Here is a 23,520-nt window from a genome sequence, read left to right as displayed (position 1 = left end):
CAATATTGAAGACAGTAATGCATAATCTTAAGGAGGGATTTGTTTGATTGATTTTGATTTAGAAATGAAAAATACGCAGCCTTTAGATATGGATAATATAGAATCAAATGAGTATAGTGTTGATACCGATATTAAAAAGTCTATTATTCTATATAACAAGGCTATTGCAGAGATAAAAATAAATGACTTAGATTCTGCCATAAAAGATTTAAGAAAAGCTTTATCCTATAATGAAGATTTTACTGAAGCAATAAGACTTTTAGGATTATGCTATATTAACAACAAAAAATATAAAAAGGCAGAAAATACATTTAAGGAACTGGCTGAATATGAAGAATATAGCGATTTAGCAAAAGAATATATAAGAAATTCAATAGTAGAGAGGACTATGGCCAAAACTGTGAAGCCTATTAAAGAGAAGGAAGATAGCTCAAGTAAGAATATTGATGATAATCGAAATAAGAAAGTTGTTATGGGAATTTCTATTCTAAGTGTCCTTATAGCTATTTTTACCATAAGTTTTATAATTGGAATAAACATTCCAAGTGCTTCAAAACAAGAGTTGGCTGCTAATAAGACTAAGAACTTGGCTGATAAAAAGACAAATAAGTCTTCGGATGAAAATAATAACGAAGATATGAGTAATACTGTATCAAGCGATATAACAAAAAAAAATACAACAGAAACTACTGAACAACTAGATAATACAAGCTCCCAAGAAGATGATAATGATAATTCGTCATTATCAAATACAACTGAAAAGTCTTATAAAGATGAGAATATTAACAATACACAAAACATAAAAAATACAGATGCTAATGATAAATCAAAAAATAAGACAAAAGAAGTAAAATCAGATGATAAACCAAAGTCTAATACAGATGTAAAGAATAAGTGGGATATATATAATGAAGGAAACAGACTATATAAGCAAGGAAAGTATAAACAAGCACTTCCAAAATTGAAAGAAGCTTATGAAATTAGACCAAGTGAAGAACTTATGCCTTGGATTACTTATCAAATAGGAAATGCTTATAAGGAGACTGGCGACAATGCTAATGCTCTTGCATTTTTCCAGAAGGTAAAAGAAGATTATCCTAATTCTGGGTACGTTTCTTCGGCTGATAGAGGGATTAAACAAATAGAAAAGGAAATGAGTGGAAAGGACAATGATTAGAAGTTTTTGGTTTCACAGCCTTATATATGGTATAATATATTAGTTAAGTGGAGAATACAACTATACTATTGATTATACTAATAAGCAAAGGAGATTTTGAATATGAGATCTAAAAGACTTATGGGAATGATATCATCATTTTTACTTTTTACAGCATTAATAGTGTCTATACCAGTAAAGCAAGTTTATGCAGATGCTTTTAAGGTTGTTACTCTTGGAGCAAATTTAACTTCTAAACAAAAAGAAGACATGCTAAAATACTTTGGGGTTACTAAAGAAGAAGCTAATGTAATAGAGGTAACAAATGATGAAGAAAGAAAATATCTAGGTGATGTAGCAGATGCAAAGCAAATAGGGACAAGGGCTATATCATCTTCCTATGTGGAACCTACAGAAAAAGGTGGATTGGTTATATCCATAAATAATATGTATTGGGTTAGTGAAAGTATGATAAGAAATGCTCTAATCACTGCAGGCATAGAAAATGCTGTTGTAAAGGCATCGGCTCCTTTTAATGTATCAGGAACAGCAGCTCTTACAGGAATACTAAAGGGATTTGAAAATAGTGAAGGTGGACAAAAAATAGACGAAGATAAAAAGAAGGCTGCTAATGAAGAAATAGTGGTTACAGGAGATTTAGGAGAAAAGGTAGGAAAAGATGAGGCTGCTAAATTAATAAACGAAGTAAAAACAGAAGTTATCAAAGAAAAGCCTCAGGGAGCTAAGGAAATACAAAAAATAGTAACAGATGTAGCTGATGAATACAAGGTTAAATTAAGCGACGAGGATGTTCAAAGAATAACAGCTTTAATGGAAAAAATAAATGGTTTAGATATAGATTTCAATGAAGTAAAGGACCAATTAAAGGATGTTACAAGCAAATTAAACACTGTATTAACAAGCGAAGAAGCTCAAGGTTTTTTCGCTAAGCTTTGGAGTGCGATAACAGCATTCTTTAGAGAACTTTTTGCATAAGATATAAAAATGAAGGGTAATTGCTAAAAATAAAAAGCAATTGCCCTTCATTTTTACGTTATTTTAAATAATGCAGATGAAATATGGAAAATGTACGTGCTTAGGAAACTTTTTCCTAAAATCTTTCGTATATATAAGTAGCTGCAGCTTTTAAAAATTTAGGAAAGAGGGATGAATATGAAATCGAAAGCATTAATAAGTACCATTACAGCAGGAGTTTTGTTATTATCTTCATCAATAGCATTAGCAACAACTGCAGAAGGAATGAATAAAGATGCTCAAATAGTAGAAGATGTTAAACTTATAAGCGCACCTGCACAGAAAATAGAGCAATCTTATTTTAAGAGTTATACAGGAATAATTAAGAGTATAGAAGATTATAGAGGTATAGAAGATTCTAAAATTGTGGAAGTGGAAGACAGTCAAGGTAAAACAGCAAATCTTATAATATCTAAGGACACTTACATTGTGAATGATAATAAGTTAGAGATTGGTGCTAAAATAACAGGATATTATGATGCAACAAGACCAATGATATTGATATATCCACCTCAATATCCAACCGAAGTTGTTATAATTGGAGATATAAAAGAATCAGTAAAGGTAGGCTTATTTGATGAAAATCTAATAAGCGTAGATAATCAATTAAAAATAAAAGTTACAAATGATGTAGAAGTTGTTACACGAGATGGAGAGAAGTATGAAGGAGAACTTAAAAACAAAAATTTATTAGTAATATACGATATTGCAACTAAAAGCATACCTGCTCAAACAAAGCCAATAAAAGTAGTAGTATTAGATAAGGAATCAGAAATCGACAATAATGATGCTGCAAAGAATAAAACCATGAAGGATGAAGAGGTAGTAAAACTTTTGCTTCGAATGATAACTACAATCATTAAATAGACACTAGGCATGGTAATAATATGTATTTTGCAGTAGTATAGGCGTATAGTTCAACACTTTATGAATAAGAAATAGACATTTGGATTAATTTCTAAGTGTCTATTTTTTTACTAACTCTATTAATTGGAAATAATGTTGTTATCCATAGTATACTTCTCCAAGCGTATCAATATAATAAAGTTTGAGAAAAACGACGAAATATGTAGATATGTAAATTTAATTTGAATTAAAGACATAAGTTATATAAATTGTAGTTCATATTTGTGATAAGATAGTCCATGTCGTCACGAGAGAGACGACAAAAAAGAAAAGATTTGGTCTTTGAAAATTAAACAGAATTAAGGTAAATAAATGCCAGTCAATAACTTATGAGTAGAGCTAAGGAAACTCACTCAGCAGAGCTGAGGAGTAAAAGCTTACACGAAATCGAAGATTTCTAGTAATCTTTTAAATTGAGAGTTTGATCCTGGCTCAGGACGAACGCTGGCGGCGTGCCTAACACATGCAAGTCGAGCGAGAAGAACTCCTTCGGGAGGGATTCTAGCGGCGGACGGGTGAGTAACACGTGGGCAACCTGCCTTAGTGAGGGGGATAGCCTCCCGAAAGGGAGATTAATACCGCATAACATTATTCTACCGCATGATAGGATAATCAAAGGAGTAATCCGCACTAAGATGGGCCCGCGGCGCATTAGCTAGTTGGTGAGGTAAGGGCTCACCAAGGCGACGATGCGTAGCCGACCTGAGAGGGTGATCGGCCACATTGGAACTGAGACACGGTCCAGACTCCTACGGGAGGCAGCAGTGGGGAATATTGCGCAATGGGGGAAACCCTGACGCAGCAACGCCGCGTGAGCGATGAAGGTCTTCGGATTGTAAAGCTCTGTCTTTAGGGACGATAATGACGGTACCTAAGGAGGAAGCCACGGCTAACTACGTGCCAGCAGCCGCGGTAATACGTAGGTGGCAAGCGTTGTCCGGATTTACTGGGCGTAAAGAGTATGTAGGCGGATATTTAAGTCAGATGTGAAATTCCCGGGCTTAACCTGGGCGCTGCATTTGATACTGGATATCTAGAGTGTGGGAGAGGAAAGTGGAATTCCTAGTGTAGCGGTGAAATGCGTAGAGATTAGGAAGAACACCAGTGGCGAAGGCGGCTTTCTGGACCATAACTGACGCTGAGATACGAAAGCGTGGGGAGCAAACAGGATTAGATACCCTGGTAGTCCACGCCGTAAACGATGAATACTAGGTGTCGGAGGGTACCACCTTCGGTGCCGCAGCAAACGCAATAAGTATTCCGCCTGGGGAGTACGGTCGCAAGATTAAAACTCAAAGGAATTGACGGGGACCCGCACAAGCAGCGGAGCATGTGGTTTAATTCGAAGCAACGCGAAGAACCTTACCTAGACTTGACATCTCCTGAATTACTCGTAACGGAGGAAGCCCTTCGGGGCAGGAAGACAGGTGGTGCATGGTTGTCGTCAGCTCGTGTCGTGAGATGTTGGGTTAAGTCCCGCAACGAGCGCAACCCTTATTGTTAGTTGCTACCATTAAGTTGAGCACTCTAACGAGACTGCCGCGGTTAACGTGGAGGAAGGTGGGGATGACGTCAAATCATCATGCCCCTTATGTCTAGGGCTACACACGTGCTACAATGGCCGGTACAACAAGATGCAATCCCGTGAGGGGGAGCTAAACTCAAAAGCCGGTCCCAGTTCGGATTGTAGGCTGAAACTCGCCTACATGAAGTTGGAGTTGCTAGTAATCGCGAATCAGCATGTCGCGGTGAATACGTTCCCGGGTCTTGTACACACCGCCCGTCACACCATGAGAGCCGGTAACACCCGAAGTCCGTGAGGTAACCTTTATGGAGCCAGCGGCCGAAGGTGGGATTGGTGATTGGGGTGAAGTCGTAACAAGGTAGCCGTAGGAGAACCTGCGGCTGGATCACCTCCTTTCTAGGGAGAAATGAAAGCAAAGCTTTCATAGACTGGATACTTAATTCTGTTTAATTTTGAGAGACTAAGGTCTTTCAAAATTTGTTCTTTGAAAATTGCACAGTGTATATAAAGATTAAACCTAGAATACTTCAATGAGAAGTAAAGCTGATTAAACTTAAAGTTTTGCGAAAGCAAAACAACATTAAGTAGCCAAGAATGAAAATATACGAATGACGATCAAGTTAAAAAGGGCGCACGGTGGATGCCCTGGCACTAGGAGCCGATGAAGGACGTGATAAGCTGCGATAAGCTGCGGGTAGATGCAAATAATCTGTGATCCGCAGATTTCCGAATGGGGAAACCCACTTAGCTAATGCTGAGTACTATATGCTGAATACATAGGCATATAGAGGTACACCTGGGGAACTGAAACATCTAAGTACCCAGAGGAAGAGAAAGAAAAATCGATTCCCTAAGTAGCGGCGAGCGAACGGGGAAGAGCCCAAACCAGGAACTTTGTTTCTGGGGTTGAGGATAGATCATAAATCTTCGATTTTCTTAGCCGAATAGAACTGGAAAGTTCAGTCACAGAAGGTAATAACCCTGTAGGCAAAAAGAAAAGAGAAGCAGATCTACTCCAGAGTACCACGAGACACGTGAAACCTTGTGGGAAGCAGGGAGGACCATCTCCCAAGGCTAAATACTACCTAGTGACCGATAGTGAAGCAGTACCGTGAGGGAAAGGTGAAAAGAACCCCGGGAGGGGAGTGAAATAGAACCTGAAACCGTGTGCCTACAATCGGTGGGAGCACTTTTATGTGTGACCGCGTACTTTTTGTAGAACGGGCCAGCGAGTTACGATATGCAGCAAGGTTAAGCACCTCTAGTGCGGAGCCGAAGGGAAACCGAGTCTGAATAGGGCAACTAGTTGCATATCGTAGACCCGAAACCGGGTGACCTATCCATGGCCAGGATGAAGCGAAAGTAAAATTTCGTGGAGGTCCGAACCACGTTGGTGTTGAAAAACCATGGGATGAGCTGTGGATAGCGGAGAAATTCCAATCGAACTCGGAGATAGCTGGTTCTCCTCGAAATAGCTTTAGGGCTAGCGTCGGGTAATTAAGTAGTGGAGGTAGAGCACTGAATGGGCTAGGGGCTGACAACAGTTACTGAACCCTATCAAACTCCGAATGCCATATACTTGTACCCCGGCAGTCAGACTGCGAATGATAAGATCCGTGGTCAAAAGGGAAAGAGCCCAGACCATCAGCTAAGGTCCCAAAGTGTAAGTTAAGTGGTAAAGGATGTGGGATTTCTAAGACAACTAGGATGTTGGCTTAGAAGCAGCCACTCATTTAAAGAGTGCGTAATAGCTCACTAGTCGAGAGATCCTGCGCCGAAGATGTCCGGGGCTAAAACTTACCACCGAAGCTATGGATGTGTCGTAAGACACGTGGTAGAGGAGCTTTCTATACAGGTTGAAGCTGTACCGTAAGGAGCGGTGGACAGTATAGAAGTGAGAATGCTGGCATAAGTAGCGAGAAACAGGTGAGAATCCTGTTGGCCGAATATCTAAGGTTTCCTGGGGAAGGCTCGTCCTCCCAGGGTTAGTCGGGACCTAAGCCGAGGCTGAAAAGCGTAGGTGATGGACAACTGGTTGATATTCCAGTACCACCATAATGCGTTTGACAAATGGGATGACGCAGAAGGATAGGATGTGCGCACTATTGGATGTGCGTCTAAGCACTTAGGATGTTGAGCAGGCAAATCCGCTCAACGCGAAGTCTGAGGTGTTATGGGGAGCCTATTTTGGCGAAGTATCTGATTCCATGCTGCCAAGAAAAGTCTCTATGGAGCAAAGTGGTGCCCGTACCGCAAACCGACACAGGTAGATGAGGAGAGAATCCTAAGGCCGTCGGAAGAATTGCTGCTAAGGAACTCGGCAAATTGACCCCGTAAGTTCGCGAGAAGGGGTGCCTGCGAGAGCAGGCCGCAGTGACAAGGCCCAAGCAACTGTTTATCAAAAACACAGGTCTCTGCTAAAGCGTAAGCTGATGTATAGGGGCTGACGCCTGCCCGGTGCTGGAAGGTTAAGGGGAATAGTTAGCACAAGCGAAGCTATGAACTTAAGCCCCAGTAAACGGCGGCCGTAACTATAACGGTCCTAAGGTAGCGAAATTCCTTGTCGGGTAAGTTCCGACCCGCACGAATGGCGTAATGATTTGGGCACTGTCTCGGCAGCAAATCCGGTGAAATTGTAGTGCAAGTGAAGATGCTTGCTACCCGCGGTTGGACGGAAAGACCCCGTAGAGCTTTACTGTAGCTTAGCATTGAATTTCGGTATTGTCTGTACAGGATAGGTGGGAGACTTAGAAGTAGGGACGTCAGTCTCTATGGAGTCGCCCTTGGGATACCACCCTGACAGTACTGGAATTCTAACTGGAGGCCATGAATCTGGTCACAGGACATTGTTAGGTGGGCAGTTTGACTGGGGCGGTCGCCTCCTAAAAGGTAACGGAGGCGCCCAAAGGTTCCCTCAGCGCGGTCGGAAATCGCGCGTAGAGTGCAAAGGCAGAAGGGAGCCTGACTGCGACACATACAGGTGGAGCAGGGACGAAAGTCGGGCTTAGTGATCCGGTGGTTCTGTATGGAAGGGCCATCGCTCAACGGATAAAAGCTACCTCGGGGATAACAGGCTGATCTCCCCCAAGAGTCCACATCGACGGGGAGGTTTGGCACCTCGATGTCGGCTCGTCGCATCCTGGGGCTGTAGTCGGTCCCAAGGGTTGGGCTGTTCGCCCATTAAAGCGGCACGCGAGCTGGGTTCAGAACGTCGTGAGACAGTTCGGTCCCTATCCGCCGTGGGCGTAGGAAATTTGAGAGGAGCTGTCCTTAGTACGAGAGGACCGGGATGGACTGACCTCTGGTGCACCAGTTGTTCCGCCAGGAGCACAGCTGGGTAGCTATGTCGGGAAGGGATAAACGCTGAAAGCATCTAAGCGTGAAGCCCACCTCAAGATTAGATTTCCCATAGTTTAACTAGTAAGATCCCTGGAAGACTACCAGGTTGATAGGTCAGAGGTGTAAGTGCAGTAATGTGTTAAGCTGACTGATACTAATAGATCGAGGACTTGATCAAAAAATAAAGTACACTGTGCAATTTTGAAGAATAAATGATTTCAAAATACACGTTCAATTTTGCGATAGCTCAACGGTGGAGCACTCGGCTGTTAACCGATAGGTTGAAGGTTCGAATCCTTTTCGCGGAGCCATATCTGGTGGTTATGGCTTGAAGGTAACACCCGTTCCCATACCGAACACGATGGTTAAGCTTCAAAGCGCCGATGGTACTGCACTGGAGACGGTGTGGAAGAGTAGGTCGCCGCCGGGTAATGTGAAAAACACCAAGAATTTCCTAATAGAAATTCTTGGTGTTTTTTATGTTAGTAGGGTAGAAACTTAGTTATAGAAGCCACTTTTATAATAAAAACTGCGATTATAATTATTAATGTAATAATCCAGGCCCAGTCTAGGGAATAATAATATAAATTTAAATAAATTGTAATTTGATTGAAATCACATAAAAATACCAAGGAACATTATAAAATAAAGTCAAGAAAATTACTTACAAGTTATAGGGAGGAACATTAAATGAAATTAGATAATGTTAAGGATAAGATGGTTTATTTACCTAATAGTATAACTAAAAGGCTTATATTCAGTGGAGAAAAGGTTTTAAATTTTATATTAAATCTAATGCCGGGACAGGAGATACCACCACATCAACATGAGAGCAGTGACTTAATTTTATATGTTATAGCAGGAGGAGGAGAACTTACGATAGATGATAAAAAGCAAGATATTGCAGAGGGAGATGTTGTATATTGCACTGGTGAAGAAATGTTTTCACTAATAAATAATACAGATAAGAATTTATCTTGCTTTGTAGTTATTGCACCAAGACCTAGCTTAAATGCATATTCTAAAGAGTTTGGAGACAAGTAGAAAGAAATAATTATAAATAAGCTAAAGTGTCACATAAATGATTAGTGGTACTTTAGCTTATTTTATCTGCTATCATATAATATTCACAAATCCCTTCCCCTGTACTTCCGAGGTGTCAGTAATAGATATAAAGGCATTTTCATCAATTTCTCGAATGAGCTGTTTAATTTTTGGTAGCTGTGCTGGAGAGACAATACAATATATTATATTTATTTTTTCTTTTGTATAAGCTCCCTCGCCATATAGTATAGTAACTCCTCGACGAAGCTTATTCATTACAGCAGAAGATACATTTTCCGTTTTTTTTGTAACTATTATAAGCATCTTTTGTCTGCTAAATCCTTTAAGAACCCTATCGATTACAGCAGAAGATATATACATGGCTATAAGGGTGTATAATCCTACTTCAAGTCCAAAAAATATGGCTCCAATAGAAATGATAATAAGGTTTACAACAAAGCTTGCTGTGCCTATATCCATGTTATACTGCTTTTTGGCTATCATACTTATTATATCTATACCACCAGTAGAGCCCTGATTTGAAAAGACTAGTCCGATTCCTAGGCCGCTTAGAACTCCGCCATAAATACAATATAGTAATCTGTTTACTTCAGATGCAGAAGAAAATACTTCTGTTAAAGGAGCGGTAAGCATGATACCAAATGAAAGAACTAATGTCCCTATAATGGTAAACAGAGTGAACTTTTTATTTATCTTTAATATGCTTAAAATGAGAAGAGGAATATTAAGCAGAAGCAATGATAGGCCTACAGGAATGTTAAATAGATAATGAAGAATAAGGCTTATTCCAGATAAACCTCCGCTAAGTAATTTACTTGGTATTATAAAAAGATTAACACTTACAGCATTTATAAAACTCCCAAGGCTTATCATTAAGCTTTTCTTAATAAACTCTGTTTTAGACATACCTAAAAATCTTATGTTCATATTAATCCTCCTGCTGAAAATCTATGCTTAGTATTCCCACCAAGCAAAACTTAATTCCATAAGAATTGTAACCTTTTTATTCTAATAGACTTTATAAATAAAAAACGCAGTTCTTGCTATTAAGAAAGAGGTTAAGATGTTTATAAGTTATACTTATTTGAATAATATGAAAGAATTAGAGAAAGTATAATAAAGAAAAGCAAATTATTAAAGAAGATAGGAGAACCTCCATGGTAGGATTGACTTCAATTCACTATATATATGTGATAATTATTATATGTATAATTGCAGCGATTATTAAAAAAAGAGATGTATCTTTGCTTTGTATTTTAGGTACAGGAATAATTGGGCTTGTGGCAACGGGAAATCCATTAAAGGCTATGGTGATTATATATACAGCTATAATTGTTTCCGGAAGAGAGTTTATAGACATTATACTTATTATTTCATTAGTCAATGCTATGTCAAGGGCTTTAAGCGATATAGGAGCAGATGAAATTATGATTTCTCCTATAAAAAAGCTTATGTTTAATAAATCAATAGCTTTTATTATACTTGGAATCACTATGATGGTAATATCTTGGTTCGTTTGGCCAACAGCAGCTGTGGTATTTATAGGAGCCATAATGGTTCCGGCAGCAATAAAAGTAGGTCTTCCTAGAATTTGGGTAGCTGTTGTATTGTGTTTATTTGGGAAAGGAGCAGCTTTGTCTAGTGATTTTTTTATACAAGGAGCTCCAGCCATAACTGCAAAGAGTGCTGGCATAAAGGATATATTGGGAATAGTTAAGGCTAGCATACCATTTTGGCTTGCCATGTGTTTATTTTCTGCTGCAACTGCTTTTATACTTATGAAAAGAGATGAAAAGGCATTCTTAGAAAAAGAGGAAGCAGATGAAGCAGCTTTTACAGAAGATAAAGCTGTTAAGGGAGCCAAAGCCATTTCAATTTTAACTGTAATTATGTTTATGCTTAATATAGTATTTATGCTCATATTTAATATAAAAGGAGAAGAAGCCACAGCTTTAATTGGAGGCACATCCGTATTGATTTTAATACTTTCAGCTATAACTAAATTTGGATTTGCTAAAGCCCTTGGAGAATTTACAGGGTATATAAGAGATGGTTTTATGGCTGGAATGAAGATTTTTGCACCTATAATCATAATAGGAGCCTTTTTCTTTCTAGGAAGTGAAGAAACTGCTCAGAAAATATTGGGATCAGAAGCTACTGGATTATTGACAGACATAAGCATGTATGTTTCTTCTAAAATAAAATTATCAAGAATTAGTGCAATAGCCATGCAGGGGCTTATAAGTACTTTAGTGGGAGTGAGTGGTTCAGGCTTCGGTGGAATTCCACTGGTGGGAACCCTAGCAAGGGCCTTTTCAACATCAGTAGGTGTAGATATAGAAAGAATAGCAGCATTTGGTCAGGTTATAACTGTATGGATTGGGGGAGGAACTATAATTCCTTGGAGTGTAGTTCCAGTTGCAGCTATATGTGAAGTAACACCTATTGAACTTGCTAAAAAGAACTTAATACCTGTAGCTGTGGGAGTAGTAGCCACGTTTATAGTTGGAATGCTTTGGATTTAAAAAAATTTTAAGCTTAATAACGAAAAAGGATATAGGATTTAGGAGGGAGAACTTTGAGTAATGATGTTGCGGGAAAAAAATTAAATCTACTTCTTTTTAGTGGAGAATATGACAAAGCCTTAGCAGCCTTAACTATAGCAAATGCTGCAAGAGAGCTGGGGGTAGAAGTTACTATATTTTGTGCTTTTTGGGGTCTATTTCTCCTAAGAGATCCGGAAAAGATGACCTTGGAGGATAAAACAGCTTATGAAAAGATGTTTGACACTGTAACACCCAAGGGACCAGAACAGCTTCCACTGTCTAAAATGAATGTGGCAGGCATAGGTAAAGCCATGCTTGAAGATATGATGGAAGATTCAAAAACTCCACCACTTACTGCCTTTTTAAAAGGTGCGATAAAAAATGGTGTTAAATTCTACGGTTGCAAAATGTCTGTCGAGGTTATGGGATTTAAAGAAGAAGAGTTTATTCCTGAGCTTGAAATCATAACCGCAAAAGACTATTTAAAAGATGCTCTGAACTCAGATATGCAGTTGTTTGTTTAAAAAAGTTCTAAGTGGAGGCGTCAAAGCACCGTAAGAACCTTCTATTGTTTGAACGATAGTGAGTTTAGAAGGTTTAGGGGCTTTAAATTCAGAAATATTAGAGCTTTTTTGCGAAGAGAAGCTTTCATAAATGCTCCTCAAATTGCCTTTATTTATCTAATTTAAAGATTACAATACATTGGTGAGATATTTAAACATCACGTATGGGATTTGCATTGTAGAAAGCATTGAATAAGCATTAGAAGCTCTTTATTTCTGGGTTTAAAACACCGTAAGAACCTTCTATTGTTTGAGCGGCAGTGAGTTTAGAAGGTTTAGGGGCTTTAAATTCAGAAATATTAGAGCTTCTTTGCAAAGTGAAGCTTTCCTAAATGCAAATCCCATAATAATGTTAGATATCTTGAAGGAGCTTATTTAGCTTATCTGGGTAGTTTGTTGTTATTCCGTCTACTCCAAAATCTATAAATCGTTTCATAAATTTCTCATTATCAATAGTATATGGGACTATTTCTATTTTAGCTTTTTTTATTCTTCTTATAATCTTAGGATCATTTACTGCAAGGAAATAAGGATGAAGAGCCTCAGCACCTAAAAACTTTGCATATTTTTCTGGGTGAACAAGTCCAGTCATATATAAAAGACCTATTTTTGTTTTTTTAGAAATTCTCTTTATCTTCATCAAAGAATAATGATTAAAACTAGAAACTGTGACTCTATGATTCATGTTGTATTTGTTTATCAGATCTACAGTTTTTTCTTCTATTCCATCATACAGAATAATATTACTTTTTAACTCAAGATCCAGCTTAAGTTCGTTATGAGATGCAAATTGAAGAAGTTCCTCTAAAGTAGGTACTTTCAACCCTTTGAACTCTTCAGAAACATAAGAACCAGCATCTAATTTTAAAAGTTCTTTGTAAGTATAATCTTTTACATAGCCAGTCCCGTCTGTAGTTCTGTCTACCCTTTCATCATGAATTAACACTAGAACTCCATCTTTGGTCATTTGAATATCTGTCTCTATACCTGTTGAACCGAGAGAAACAGCTTTTTCAAAAGCCAGCATGGTGTTTTCTGGGAAATATCCACTAGCACCTCTATGAGCATAATTTATTATCATATATAAGCTCCTCCTTTTATGGATTACTTAAATTTAGCAGAAGATGTGATAGAAGATTAGAATACTAAAAAATTGGAGAAGAGTTCATATATTTCTCAATAGAGTATATTCAACTATTTTCTTATTATGATTTATAAAATAAAATTATAAATTAACTTCATATTGAATATATAGTATAGAACATCTTTTTTGGGGGAGTTAAGTTGAAGATTAGTTGGAAGGATATCTTAGAAATAGTTTCTGTAGTTTTACTTGTATTGATTATAAGCCTTCTAATTTTCGGAAAAAAGAATTCAAAAAAGATTACAGACTCTTCTGTAATTTATCAAGAAGATTTTATAGTCGTTCCAGAAATCATAGGACAAACTCCTCAGGAAGCTAAATCTATTTTAAATAAAAGAGGGTTAAATATACAAATAGTTGGAGAAGAATATAGTGAAGTTATTCCCAAAGGAAAAATAGTTACACAAAGTCCTTCAGTAAATGATACTGCTATAGAAGGAACTACAATAAAGATTAAGATTAGTAAGGGTAAAAAGGTGGAAAAAGATAAAAATTAAAATATGCACTTAATGGAGAGATTTGGAACTAAAAATCATCTCATATAAGAAAGTTTAAGTATAGTTTGTCTAAGTAATACAAACAATATTAAAGAAGAGTTGTATACAAGATAATATTAGTTAGTAATACAAAAATAAGAGTCATTAGAGGTGATATAATGAACGAAAATCTAAGGAATATTAGAATAGAAAATGGTGAGACAGAGGAGAATATTGCAGAGCTTTTAAATATACCAGTTTCAGAATATATAGATAAAGAAAAAGGAATTATATCAACAACTAATGGAGAAAAGAAAATACTAGCAGAATATTATGGTGTTGATATTAATAAATTAATTTGATAAAGAGGCTTATTCGGGCCAATATATGCTCTGAATAAGCTTTTTTTTATAATAAATTCGTTCATAGAGGGAAAAATAAATTAGTAGTAACTAGATATGAGCATAATTAAATAAAAAATAAAACAATAAAAGTTAAATTATTACAATTTTTACTAAGCGTAGCTTAACTATCTAAAATGGAACTTAAATTGAAATGAAAGAAACAAAAAAAGGGCAGACTATCCCCTTGGTAAAATTGATGCTTAAAAATTTTAATATAACTTATTTAAGCTGTTCTTCTTAGTGCCGATAGGGATTTTGATTTATCAACACAACCAGATTTTATAGCAGCAATTGCAACAGTTAAAAGACAAATGTGTCCTATAGTATTCAGATTAGTAACAGAGTTAATATTTTTAACATAAGCTTGTTCAGTATTAAGATTTTTCCATCTAGAATTGTATCTTTCCGATTCAGTTCTTAGACTATATGTTTTCTTAAAAAATATAGAATCACGATTTATAGAGGCTCTATAATCAGTGCCAATGCTTATGTATTTTACACAACCTCTGTTTTTCTTACCGTTAAAGAATTTTTCATGTTTACATGGGCATAAAGAATCATCTTTAGAAGTTCTATAAGGGCAGCAAAACTTTTGCTTAATATAGGAATCAAAATATTGTTTACCATCTTTATGCATAGCTAAACCGCCATCACATATAACATTACCAGTGGATGTTAAGTTATTTTTCTTAGTACCACGCTTATTTAAGGCAATGAAGGCAAGACCTTTAAGGGTATTGCGAATAAAATCATGATTTTGCTTTGAATCATAGCCTTTATCAGCAATAATGTAACTGCCTTTGAGTGAAAACCATTCATTTGTAGCAGTAAGAATTTCTATAAGGTTAGAAATTTCATTGACATCAGCGGTTGTAGTAAATTCAGCAATAGGCAGACCAGATATAGCATCACAAATAACATGATTTTTGTATCCCCAATAGAATTCATATTTTTTCTTTGAATTATTGGGCTTATCTTCTGAAACTTGAACATTCATGGAGTTATTAGCGGTATGAACTCCTAACCTACAATCTTTATCAGAAGATGGAGGATTGTTTTTAGAAAATTTGTTATTTGAAAAACATTTAGGATTATTAAATTTAGTATTAGCTTTAACAGGAGTGGCATCAACTGATATAAAATTGTTGTCAATAAACCCTAACTCTTTAAGAACGTTAACTTGTTTTTTCATGATTTCTTTAAGATAAGAGTTAGATAAATTTTTAATAAATCTCTGAAAAACCCAGTATGAAGGTAATGGTTTAAGAATATTGAAACCGCAAAGCTGGGCTATGATTAAATTATTTTCTAAAAAATCTTTAAGATCAGTAATTTGGGCAAACTTCTCACATTTCATGACAATGAAGGCTCTGAAAAGAGCATGTCGTGAAAAGCCTGTAGGGCCATATTTAGAAGGCACCCTATCGGGTAATGAGGATAAATCAAGGTTATCGAAGATTTTCGTATAAAAATTGATAAGCTTTTGAGAAGTAAAAAGTTCAATTATGTTAAAGATTTCTTGACGTTGGTACATAGAGATTTTCTCCTTTTTAATAATTTTATTTTTAGTACTTATAAAATTCGACAAAAATGTGAGAAAATCCTATGATATATATTTGAGTGATAAAAAAAATTAGCCCTAACGGGCTAGTAATACCAAGGCCTTAGAGTTATGCTCAAGGCTAGTAGTAACTATTTTAGAGGTGATAGATATGAAAAAAAAGATATTACCTGAACTATTAACATTAGTCTTTATTTTTTATTCAGCGATTGGACTAACTGGGTGCCGCCTTTTAAGCATTATATATAGAAAAGAGCCTATAAATAAAGAAAATACTGTATTTACATTAGAAACAACTCAGGCTAATGGATGGGGCTCAGGTGCTGCAAATCAAGATGATAATTTAACCTTCGAAAAGATGCTGAGATATGCTATTGAAGATGAATATATTAAGAGGACCAGATATGAGTTGATCTCAGAAAAATTTAAAATAGATGAGCCTTTTTATAGTATGGCAAAGTGTGAAACAGGGAATATATTAGCTCTTATAACCTTATTTTCTAAGCATAACATACCTGTTCCTCAAGATAAGTCTTTAGAATATATAAAGACTCCTAAAACCATTGAAGATGCATATAATCTATCTATAAAAGGTGAGGAAAATAATATCATTATGTATGAAAAATTTCTTAAAGATGAATCTTTAGATGAAGATGCAAAAGCAATATTTTCGAAGCTTAGAGATATATCAAAAGAAAATCTAAATAAATTAAGCAAAAGAGAAAATAACTAAATCTATATATACAATACTAATGAAGAAAGGGTGCTTCTCATGAGTACAAGATTATTTATTATTGCTGTAATTCCTGGAATAGCCTTAGCTCTTGCAGCCTATTTAACGGATAGATATGATAGAGAACCTATTGGCCTACTTATGAAGGTATTTATTTTAGGATGCTTATCAGTAATTCCTGCGGCAATTGTAGAGAAGTTTTTAATGTCGTTTAATGTTTTCGGATGGCTTTTAGGATCAGCTTATCAAGCTTTTATAGTTGCAGGATTGACAGAGGAGTTTTTAAAAAGAGAAGTAGTTTTAAGGACTGCCTTTAGAAGCCATGCATTTGATGAAAAGTTAGATGGAATAATATATGCAGCCTTTTCAGCTCTAGGATTTGCTACAGTAGAAAACATAATGTATGTAGTCTTTAGATTTACTACTAACCCTCATATAGGAATATACAGAGGAGTATTTTCTGTACCTGCTCATATGTTGTTTGCAGTAACTATGGGATATTATTTATCTTTAGCAAAGTTTTCGCAAAAGGATATAACTAATAGATATTATTTAAGAAAGTCATGGCTAGCTCCAGCTATTCTGCATGGAATCTTTAACTTTATTTTGATGTCAAATTTGCCTGTGCTAATGACATTGTTTATACCTTTTGTATTATATTTATGGGTAATAAATTTGAGAAAGCTTAACAGATTTTATTTAGAATCTAGAGATTTATTTAAAGTAGAGTATAGTAAAAGGGACAAAGTTTGACAAAAGCAATTACACTAGGCACTATACCAATTATTTTAGTTCTAAAGATAGGATTATGTTTATAAAAATAGTATAGTAAGTATTTTTAAAGGAGAGGCTTTTAATGGCAGATAATAGAGCCATTATACCTTTGTATGCTAATGAAAGTTTGTTAAATAATTTATTTACTGTAGTTGTTCAACAATTTGCTCAAATAAGAACTGTAACCACTAGAAGTCAGCAGACCTTAAGAATTGCAACACCATTAGCTAATATTGTCAAAGGACCTTATATTCAGGGAACATGCGATATAGAATTAATAAATGAGTTTGCAAATCAAAGGACAGAAGAAAGAATTTCAAAAATAATAGTAGTACTTCTTGAAACTAGAGGTATATTAGAAAAGAATAATTTATTAAAAAGGCTAGACAGTAGTAATGATATAAATAACTTACAGGAAAATGATTATGTAGAATTTAAGTGTATACTAAATAAAAATCCTCAGATTAAACAAATGGAAGATATTATAAGGTATATGGAAATGGAACATACATTTTGTCCTAATAATGCATCAATTAATTCAGAAATTTTATCTAGAATGAAGAGCAGTCTAGAAGCATGGAAAAATTCAAATAGCTTAAAGTTTATTACAGCAGGCCTTGCAGGGACCAACACAAGAGCAATAGTTCCACTACAATTAAGGTATATGCAGGATAGTTTAGATGATATTTATAATAATTATGTTACTGTAATGGGAAAAGTAGTAAAAGGCAAAGATAGAGTAGATAGAAATGTAGATTTATCCAGTCACACATACTATGACTTTTTAGATGATGTTCATTTTAAAGAATTTAAGGAGAAGTTTCTAAAAGATGCTCCTATTGATGGAATGTATAGAAATGAATTTGTAAATAATGAAGACTCCTTTATAGAAGTACTACCAATTGCTATGTACATCTAAGAAGTAAATTGTTCAACAACTTACTTTTAGTGGAGAAATGGAGGAAGCTAAAGCTCCAGTATGGGATTTGCATTGTAGAAAGCATTGAACAAGCATTAGAAGCTCTTTATTTCTGGATTTAAAACACCGTAAGAACCTTCTATTGTCTGAACGGCAGTGAGTTTAGAAGGTTTAGGGGTTTTAAACTCAGAAATATTAGAGCTTCTTTGCGAAGCGAAGCTTTCCTAAATGCAAATCCAATGCGTGATGTTATATATTAGGATGTATAGTACAGGTCACAATATTTTGAAAATTCTAAAATTGCTATATCTTTTTTTGTTTATATATGGCATAATTATAATAACTGATAGATATCTTATGTTAGGAGGTTGATTTTTTTGAAATTATATACAAGACGAACTGGTACAAATATGGGTACTGGGAGGATCGAAATAGAAGATCCAAGAGAACTTGTGGATATTGAAACAGCCTTAAAGCAGTATAGAAAACAGTTAGATAGAAAAACTCAAACAAATTATGTCATGGAACAAAAATCTGAAATTGACAAATTAATAAAAAAATTGGAGTTTAGAAATGCATTAGAATTAGAATAAACATATGAAGAGTATCTGAATAGACTACAGTCTAACAGGTGCTCTTTTTTAGTTTTATAGAAGATATAGGAGCCTGCTTTGGATTAACTTACATTTTATAAAAAAATTAAAATATGTTATAATCTCTATGCAGTATATTATATCGTTTGAGGTGTATTGATATGAAAACATGGGACGAGCATGAGTTTATTATAAAGCATGGAATTTTAGAATGGGGAATACCTGTTGCCATAGTGTATGCTTTTATAATAACCTTGCATGAAAAAGACTTAAATAAAATAATGTTTATATCAGACTATTTTTTAACTAATATATTAATATCCTCTATAGGTTTTTCCATAGGAGGATATTTTTTAGGCTACTTTATGTGGAGAAGACACAAGAAAAATTCAAATAAAACAAAATAGCTATTTAATATAGTGTTGATATGGGGGGAGGAGAACATATGAACAATAAGAAAAAGGTTTTTAAGAGAATCTTTATTGTAGTTTCTATGGTTTCAATTTTTTTCTTCGCAGCTATATTGACAGAAGCTAGTGGTATAAAAAATGGACAAACTATCTATGGAAATAAAAATGTTAATAAAGAAGTAACGCAAACTTCCTCTATTGAATCCAGTGATAAATTAACTGTAATGGATAAGCTAATAGTCCTTCCAGAAGAACACTATGATAAATTAGAAGCGGAAAAGATGATAGATAGATTAAAAAGGATACCTTATCCTATATTAGAAGAACTGTTGGAAAGCGATGTGAAAATAATACTTTCTAACACCAATATTACAGGAGTTCATGAATATACCCATTTAAAAGGGGTAACTCCAAGGGGATGGGAAAATACAGGAAAGACTTGGGATGATGTGCCAGGCGCAGGAGGAAAACCTGTTGTAGCAAGAATAGGGTACAGCAATCCAGGAGAGGCACACGGAGCTGTTAACTTAGAACTTCACGAGACTGCTCATGCTATAGATGCTTATGTCTTCGATAATATATCTTCAAGTCAAAGTTATAAGAGTATATGGAACAAAGAGGTATATAACTTATTTGGAAATGATCCTTACTTTGTAAACTATCCAGAAGAATATTTCGCAGAAACCTTCGCTATGTATTATTTAGATGAAGAACAAAACCAAATATTAAAGGAAAAAGCACCTTTGACTTATGAGTTTATTAAAAATTTGCAAAGTTAAAGTGAAGCTTTCCTAAGATAAACTTTCCATGCGTAATTTTGCATATAAGAAAATTGATTTGCAATTTTATCATAGTACGTAACTAATGTTACTATATTAATTTTGAAGTTGTGGTATGATTTAGAAAAGGTTATTTAAAAAGAAATTGCTGAGTAGATATTTCAAACATAACAAATACTAATACAAATAGATTTTTGGCAGTGATAAATTGCAATAAAATAAATTATGAAATGGAAAGGAGAAATAAAGATGGATGCTATAGATATAATGGTTCAGGAACACAGCAATATTGAAAGAATGTTGAAGGTTATAAGAAAGATGTGCATTAAGGTGTTAAACCATGAGGAAATAAACTATAATGACTTTTATAAGGTAATAGATTTTGTAAGAAATTATGCAGACAAACATCATCATAGCAAAGAGGAAACTATTCTTTTCACTAAACTATCTCAGGGAGAAGGTAACCATATAGGAAAGATTTCTGTGGAAGGAATGCTAGTTGAACATGATCTTGGAAGACTATTTATGATGAATTTAGAAAATGCCCTTAAAAAATTTGAAGAAGGAGATAAGGACTCAAGAGTTGATATTATATCTAATTCTATAGGATATGCAGATTTACTAAAGAGGCACATATTTAAAGAAAACAATGCATTGTATAAGTTTGCTAGAAAAAATCTATCAGAGGAAGATTTAAAAGAGATTAATGAAAAGTCTAATGAGGTAGAAAAAATTGCACTAGATAAAAAGATTCAGGAAAAATATCTTAATATTCTAGAAGAATTAGAAAGGAGCATCTAGCATTGGGTTTTTATGAAGAATTTAGTAAGTACTATGATATAGTTTTTCCTTTAGGAGAGGCTCAACTGAAGTTTATAAATAAGAGAGCAAAGGGTAAAAAGAAGATCCTTGATTTAGCTGCAGGCACAGGTAATTATTCTATAGCTTTAGCTAAGGAAGGATATGATATAACAGCTGTAGATTTAGATAGTGAAATGATAAAAAAGATAGATGAAAAGGCTAATAAGGAAGAAATTAAAGTAAAAGCTATAGCTATGGACATGAAGGAAATTGATAAAATAAATAGCAAATTTGATTTGATATTTTGCATAGGAAACTCCTTAGTACATCTAGACAATAAAGATGAAATAAAAGGTGTTATAAATAAACTATACAATCTTTTAAATGAGGATGGAGTATTAATTATACAGATAATAAATTATGATAGAATAATACAAAACAATATAAAGGGTCTTCCTACTATAGATAGAGAGGAAGAAGGGGTTAAGTTTATAAGAGATTATGAACAGAAGAATGGTAAAATTCTATTTAAGACTAAGCTCATGATTAGCAAAGAAGAGAAAGTATATGAAAATTGTGTAGAACTATATCCTCTTTTAGCCGAAGATTTAAAGGACATATTGATATCTTCTGGATTTAAAAACGTAGAGCTTTTCGGAGGATTTAATGAAGCAGAATATAATATAGATTCCATGGCAGCAGTAGCTGTTGGAAAAAGAAATTAGAGGGAAAATTGCACATCAATTTTCCTTTTTTGTTATAAATAATTGTAACATATATGCAACTTTTTAATATTATGATATTAGGCAAAAGATAACTCACCAGACTTATAAAGCACTAACGAAAATGGACATGCTAGATACAAAGAGTGATTTCGGCCTAGAGATGTTTTATAGGGAGGAAGGTGATATTTATGAGATACGATGATAATAATTTCAAAAAAACTTGTAACTGTAATGGCAATGGTAACGATAGAGGGGTAGCTGTTGTTACACTTTCTTATAACATCGCAACCAATGTTGTTACTGATTTTGATGTTTACCCAAATACACCATTTGAAGCTACTCAATGCGATATTGAAGTTGGTCAAGATCTTGCTGATGTAGTTGCTTGCCTACTTCGAAATGGATTTGAGCTTGTTTCTAATGTAGCAGCTACTGCAGGAACTACTACAACCGTTACAGCTTTAGGACACTACACTTTTGTAAAAAGATAGACAAGCTATAAAGCTTTAACTTTGATATAGAGTTTGGCATAAGCTATATTCTTATGCCAAACTCTTATTTTTTGATTAAGTTAAGTTTTTTAATGATATTCTTATGATTTTTGTTTTTTAGATTTTCTGAGGTAACAATAAATATACAAAAATAAGAAAATATATACATTAACAAATATACTATTGAAATTTAATTTAAAGTCTATTATGATATAATTACAATATGTTAACGTGAACAATACTTAAAATTCGAAAAATTAGCAAATAGCTTATTGTTTTCAGTAAAGAGTGCATTTATAATAAATAATTAAAACTTATTATAAATAAAATGCATTTCATAGCTATAAAAAGACAAAAAAGTGTTTATATATTCAACAAAATTCTACAAAACAATAAATAAATTTAAATAGCAATATTGACATACTAGTATACCAATGATACAATAATTATTGTTAACGTTAACAATTCGTCGGTCTAAGCCGTGGCCGAATAGGAATGTGGGTCTTTGTAATAATATAATTGAATTATGCAAGGCAAGAAGGAGGAAAAGTTATGTTGAAATCTATAAAAAAAGGTATTGCTCTTCTATTGTCTTCAGCTTTGGTTTTTGCTTTGGCTGGATGTAGTGGCGCTGCCGGTGGAAAGAGAATTATCCGTATATCTCACTCACAATCAGAAGCTCATCCTCAACATTTAGGATTAGTGGAATTTGAAAAATATGTAGAATCGAAATTAGGAGATAAATACGATGTTCAGATTTTCCCTAATGAATTATTAGGACCTTCTGTAAAAGCAATAGAATTAGTACAAACAGGAGCAATTGACTTTGCTATTGCAAGTACAGGTAACCTTGAAACTTTCGATAACATTTATCAGGCATTTAGTATTCCTTATCTATTTGATAGCGTAGATGCTTACCATAAGGTTATGGAAGATAAAGAATTAATGAACAGTATATATAAATCTACAGCAGCAGCTGGTTTTGAAGCGGTTACGTGGTTTGACGCTGGTACAAGAAACTTTTACGCGAAAACTCCTATAAAAACTCCAGATGATTTAAAAGGTAAAAAGATACGTGTTCAACAAAGTCCTACTAATGTAAAAATGATGCAAGCTTTTGGAGCTGCAGCAGCACCTATGAGCTTTGGTGAAGTGTACACAGCTATACAATCAGGAGTTATTGATGGTGGAGAAAACAACGAATTAGCATTGACTAACAACAAACATGGAGAAGTTGCTAAGTACTACACTTATAATCAACACCAAATGGTTCCAGACTTATTAATAGGAAATCTTAAACTTTTAAATGGATTATCACCTGAGGAGAGACAAGTTTTTGATGAAGCAGCTGAAATAGCAACAAAGGCTGAACGTGAACAATGGACTGTTGCTACAAATGAAGCTATTGAACAGGCAAAAAAAGATATGGGAGTTCAATTTATAGAAACTGATATAGAAGCATTTAAAGAAAAGGTACTTCCATTACACAAAGAATTATTATCAGAAAATCCAAAGTTAAAGCCTATATATGATAAGGTTCAAGAAGTGAACAAAGAAGTAAAGGAGATGAAGTAA

At 34.7% G+C, this 23,520-nt stretch carries 21 protein-coding genes, 1 tRNA gene and 3 rRNA genes; 22 read left to right on the top strand and 3 right to left on the bottom strand.

Features of this window, described 5'->3' with window-relative positions; genetic code table 11:
• Positions 1 to 43: 43 nt before the first annotated feature.
• From ACFWTK_RS03925 to ACFWTK_RS03890, 8 genes are all read left to right on the top strand, one after another.
• On the top strand, positions 44 to 1,177 hold the full coding sequence (locus ACFWTK_RS03925; protein ID WP_415874823.1) for a tetratricopeptide repeat protein: 1,134 nt from the start codon (positions 44 to 46) through the stop codon (positions 1,175 to 1,177).
• Positions 1,178 to 1,279: 102 nt separating this feature from the next.
• On the top strand, positions 1,280 to 2,152 hold the full coding sequence (locus ACFWTK_RS03920; RefSeq protein ID WP_415874822.1) for a DUF1002 domain-containing protein: 873 nt from the start codon (positions 1,280 to 1,282) through the stop codon (positions 2,150 to 2,152).
• Positions 2,153 to 2,329: 177 nt separating this feature from the next.
• The gene (locus ACFWTK_RS03915) at positions 2,330 to 3,058 is read left to right on the top strand and encodes a hypothetical protein (protein ID WP_415874821.1); all 729 of its coding nucleotides are present in this window, start codon (positions 2,330 to 2,332) and stop codon (positions 3,056 to 3,058) included.
• 448 nt (positions 3,059 to 3,506) lie between these two features.
• Positions 3,507 to 5,018, top strand: a 16S ribosomal RNA gene (locus tag ACFWTK_RS03910).
• Positions 5,019 to 5,235: 217 nt separating this feature from the next.
• A 23S ribosomal RNA gene (locus ACFWTK_RS03905) occupies positions 5,236 to 8,139 on the top strand.
• Between the two features lie 58 nt (positions 8,140 to 8,197).
• Positions 8,198 to 8,272: transfer RNA gene (locus tag ACFWTK_RS03900), tRNA-Asn, on the top strand.
• Positions 8,273 to 8,274: 2 nt separating this feature from the next.
• A 5S ribosomal RNA gene (rrf, locus tag ACFWTK_RS03895) occupies positions 8,275 to 8,391 on the top strand.
• The 16S, 23S and 5S rRNA genes sit together here with 1 tRNA gene alongside, the layout of an rRNA operon.
• 260 nt (positions 8,392 to 8,651) lie before the next feature.
• Positions 8,652 to 9,005: a cupin domain-containing protein gene (locus ACFWTK_RS03890; RefSeq protein WP_415874820.1), complete on the top strand. Its 354-nt coding sequence runs from the start codon at positions 8,652 to 8,654 to the stop codon at positions 9,003 to 9,005.
• A 72-nt stretch (positions 9,006 to 9,077) separates the two neighbouring features.
• Here ACFWTK_RS03890 and ACFWTK_RS03885 read toward each other — a convergent pair whose 3' ends face one another.
• Positions 9,078 to 9,953 carry a YitT family protein gene (locus ACFWTK_RS03885; protein WP_415874819.1) on the bottom strand — a complete coding sequence of 292 codons (876 nt, stop codon included), beginning with the start codon at positions 9,951 to 9,953 and terminating at the stop codon, positions 9,078 to 9,080.
• A gap of 230 nt (positions 9,954 to 10,183) precedes the next feature.
• On the opposite strand from ACFWTK_RS03885, the gene ACFWTK_RS03880 reads away from it, so the two are divergent.
• Positions 10,184 to 11,551: a TRAP transporter large permease subunit gene (locus ACFWTK_RS03880; RefSeq protein WP_415874818.1), complete on the top strand. Its 1,368-nt coding sequence runs from the start codon at positions 10,184 to 10,186 to the stop codon at positions 11,549 to 11,551.
• 53 nt (positions 11,552 to 11,604) lie between these two features.
• Positions 11,605 to 12,096 (top strand): DsrE/DsrF/DrsH-like family protein, encoded by a 492-nt coding sequence (locus ACFWTK_RS03875; RefSeq protein ID WP_415874817.1) that lies wholly within the window; start codon positions 11,605 to 11,607, stop codon positions 12,094 to 12,096.
• A 391-nt stretch (positions 12,097 to 12,487) separates the two neighbouring features.
• Here the strand turns inward: ACFWTK_RS03875 and ACFWTK_RS03870 are convergent, their stop codons facing one another.
• Positions 12,488 to 13,216 (bottom strand): glycerophosphodiester phosphodiesterase, encoded by a 729-nt coding sequence (locus tag ACFWTK_RS03870; protein ID WP_415874816.1) that lies wholly within the window; start codon positions 13,214 to 13,216, stop codon positions 12,488 to 12,490.
• A 203-nt stretch (positions 13,217 to 13,419) separates the two neighbouring features.
• On the opposite strand from ACFWTK_RS03870, the gene ACFWTK_RS03865 reads away from it, so the two are divergent.
• Positions 13,420 to 13,776, top strand: coding sequence for a PASTA domain-containing protein (locus ACFWTK_RS03865; RefSeq protein WP_415874815.1), 357 nt, complete (start codon positions 13,420 to 13,422; stop codon positions 13,774 to 13,776).
• A gap of 158 nt (positions 13,777 to 13,934) precedes the next feature.
• Positions 13,935 to 14,117 (top strand): helix-turn-helix domain-containing protein, encoded by a 183-nt coding sequence (locus ACFWTK_RS03860; RefSeq protein WP_106024020.1) that lies wholly within the window; start codon positions 13,935 to 13,937, stop codon positions 14,115 to 14,117.
• Positions 14,118 to 14,382: 265 nt separating this feature from the next.
• Here ACFWTK_RS03860 and ACFWTK_RS03855 read toward each other — a convergent pair whose 3' ends face one another.
• Positions 14,383 to 15,693 carry a transposase gene (locus tag ACFWTK_RS03855; protein ID WP_415874814.1) on the bottom strand — a complete coding sequence of 437 codons (1,311 nt, stop codon included), beginning with the start codon at positions 15,691 to 15,693 and terminating at the stop codon, positions 14,383 to 14,385.
• Positions 15,694 to 15,871: 178 nt separating this feature from the next.
• Between ACFWTK_RS03855 and ACFWTK_RS03850 the strand changes: the two genes are divergently transcribed.
• The 10 genes from ACFWTK_RS03850 (at position 15,872) to ACFWTK_RS03805 (ending at position 23,520) form a co-directional block, all read left to right on the top strand.
• Positions 15,872 to 16,453 carry a hypothetical protein gene (locus ACFWTK_RS03850; protein ID WP_106024021.1) on the top strand — a complete coding sequence of 194 codons (582 nt, stop codon included), beginning with the start codon at positions 15,872 to 15,874 and terminating at the stop codon, positions 16,451 to 16,453.
• 39 nt (positions 16,454 to 16,492) lie between these two features.
• Positions 16,493 to 17,206, top strand: a complete 714-nt coding sequence (locus ACFWTK_RS03845) for a PrsW family intramembrane metalloprotease (RefSeq protein ID WP_415874813.1) — start codon at positions 16,493 to 16,495, stop codon at positions 17,204 to 17,206.
• Positions 17,207 to 17,309: 103 nt separating this feature from the next.
• Positions 17,310 to 18,146: a DUF6414 family protein gene (locus ACFWTK_RS03840; protein WP_415874812.1), complete on the top strand. Its 837-nt coding sequence runs from the start codon at positions 17,310 to 17,312 to the stop codon at positions 18,144 to 18,146.
• Positions 18,147 to 18,523: 377 nt separating this feature from the next.
• Positions 18,524 to 18,739: a hypothetical protein gene (locus tag ACFWTK_RS03835; protein WP_415874811.1), complete on the top strand. Its 216-nt coding sequence runs from the start codon at positions 18,524 to 18,526 to the stop codon at positions 18,737 to 18,739.
• A gap of 161 nt (positions 18,740 to 18,900) precedes the next feature.
• On the top strand, positions 18,901 to 19,146 hold the full coding sequence (locus tag ACFWTK_RS03830; protein ID WP_415874810.1) for a peptidylprolyl isomerase: 246 nt from the start codon (positions 18,901 to 18,903) through the stop codon (positions 19,144 to 19,146).
• A gap of 38 nt (positions 19,147 to 19,184) precedes the next feature.
• Positions 19,185 to 19,928 carry an anthrax toxin lethal factor-related metalloendopeptidase gene (locus ACFWTK_RS03825; protein WP_415874809.1) on the top strand — a complete coding sequence of 248 codons (744 nt, stop codon included), beginning with the start codon at positions 19,185 to 19,187 and terminating at the stop codon, positions 19,926 to 19,928.
• 249 nt (positions 19,929 to 20,177) lie between these two features.
• Positions 20,178 to 20,729: a hemerythrin domain-containing protein gene (locus ACFWTK_RS03820; RefSeq protein ID WP_106024025.1), complete on the top strand. Its 552-nt coding sequence runs from the start codon at positions 20,178 to 20,180 to the stop codon at positions 20,727 to 20,729.
• Positions 20,730 to 20,731: 2 nt separating this feature from the next.
• Positions 20,732 to 21,454, top strand: coding sequence for a class I SAM-dependent methyltransferase (locus ACFWTK_RS03815; RefSeq protein ID WP_415874808.1), 723 nt, complete (start codon positions 20,732 to 20,734; stop codon positions 21,452 to 21,454).
• Positions 21,455 to 21,642: 188 nt separating this feature from the next.
• Positions 21,643 to 21,945 (top strand): hypothetical protein, encoded by a 303-nt coding sequence (locus ACFWTK_RS03810; RefSeq protein ID WP_415874807.1) that lies wholly within the window; start codon positions 21,643 to 21,645, stop codon positions 21,943 to 21,945.
• A gap of 552 nt (positions 21,946 to 22,497) precedes the next feature.
• A complete protein-coding gene (locus ACFWTK_RS03805) occupies positions 22,498 to 23,520 on the top strand; it encodes a TRAP transporter substrate-binding protein (RefSeq protein WP_415874806.1) in 1,023 nt (340 codons plus the stop codon).

Origin of the sequence: Clostridium sp., from assembly GCF_047777555.1 — a bacterium.
Lineage (GTDB): Bacteria > Bacillota > Clostridia > Clostridiales > Clostridiaceae > Clostridium_H.
The sequence above is the reverse complement of the archived record's forward strand: the minus strand, read 5'-3'. Positions and strand labels throughout refer to the sequence as shown.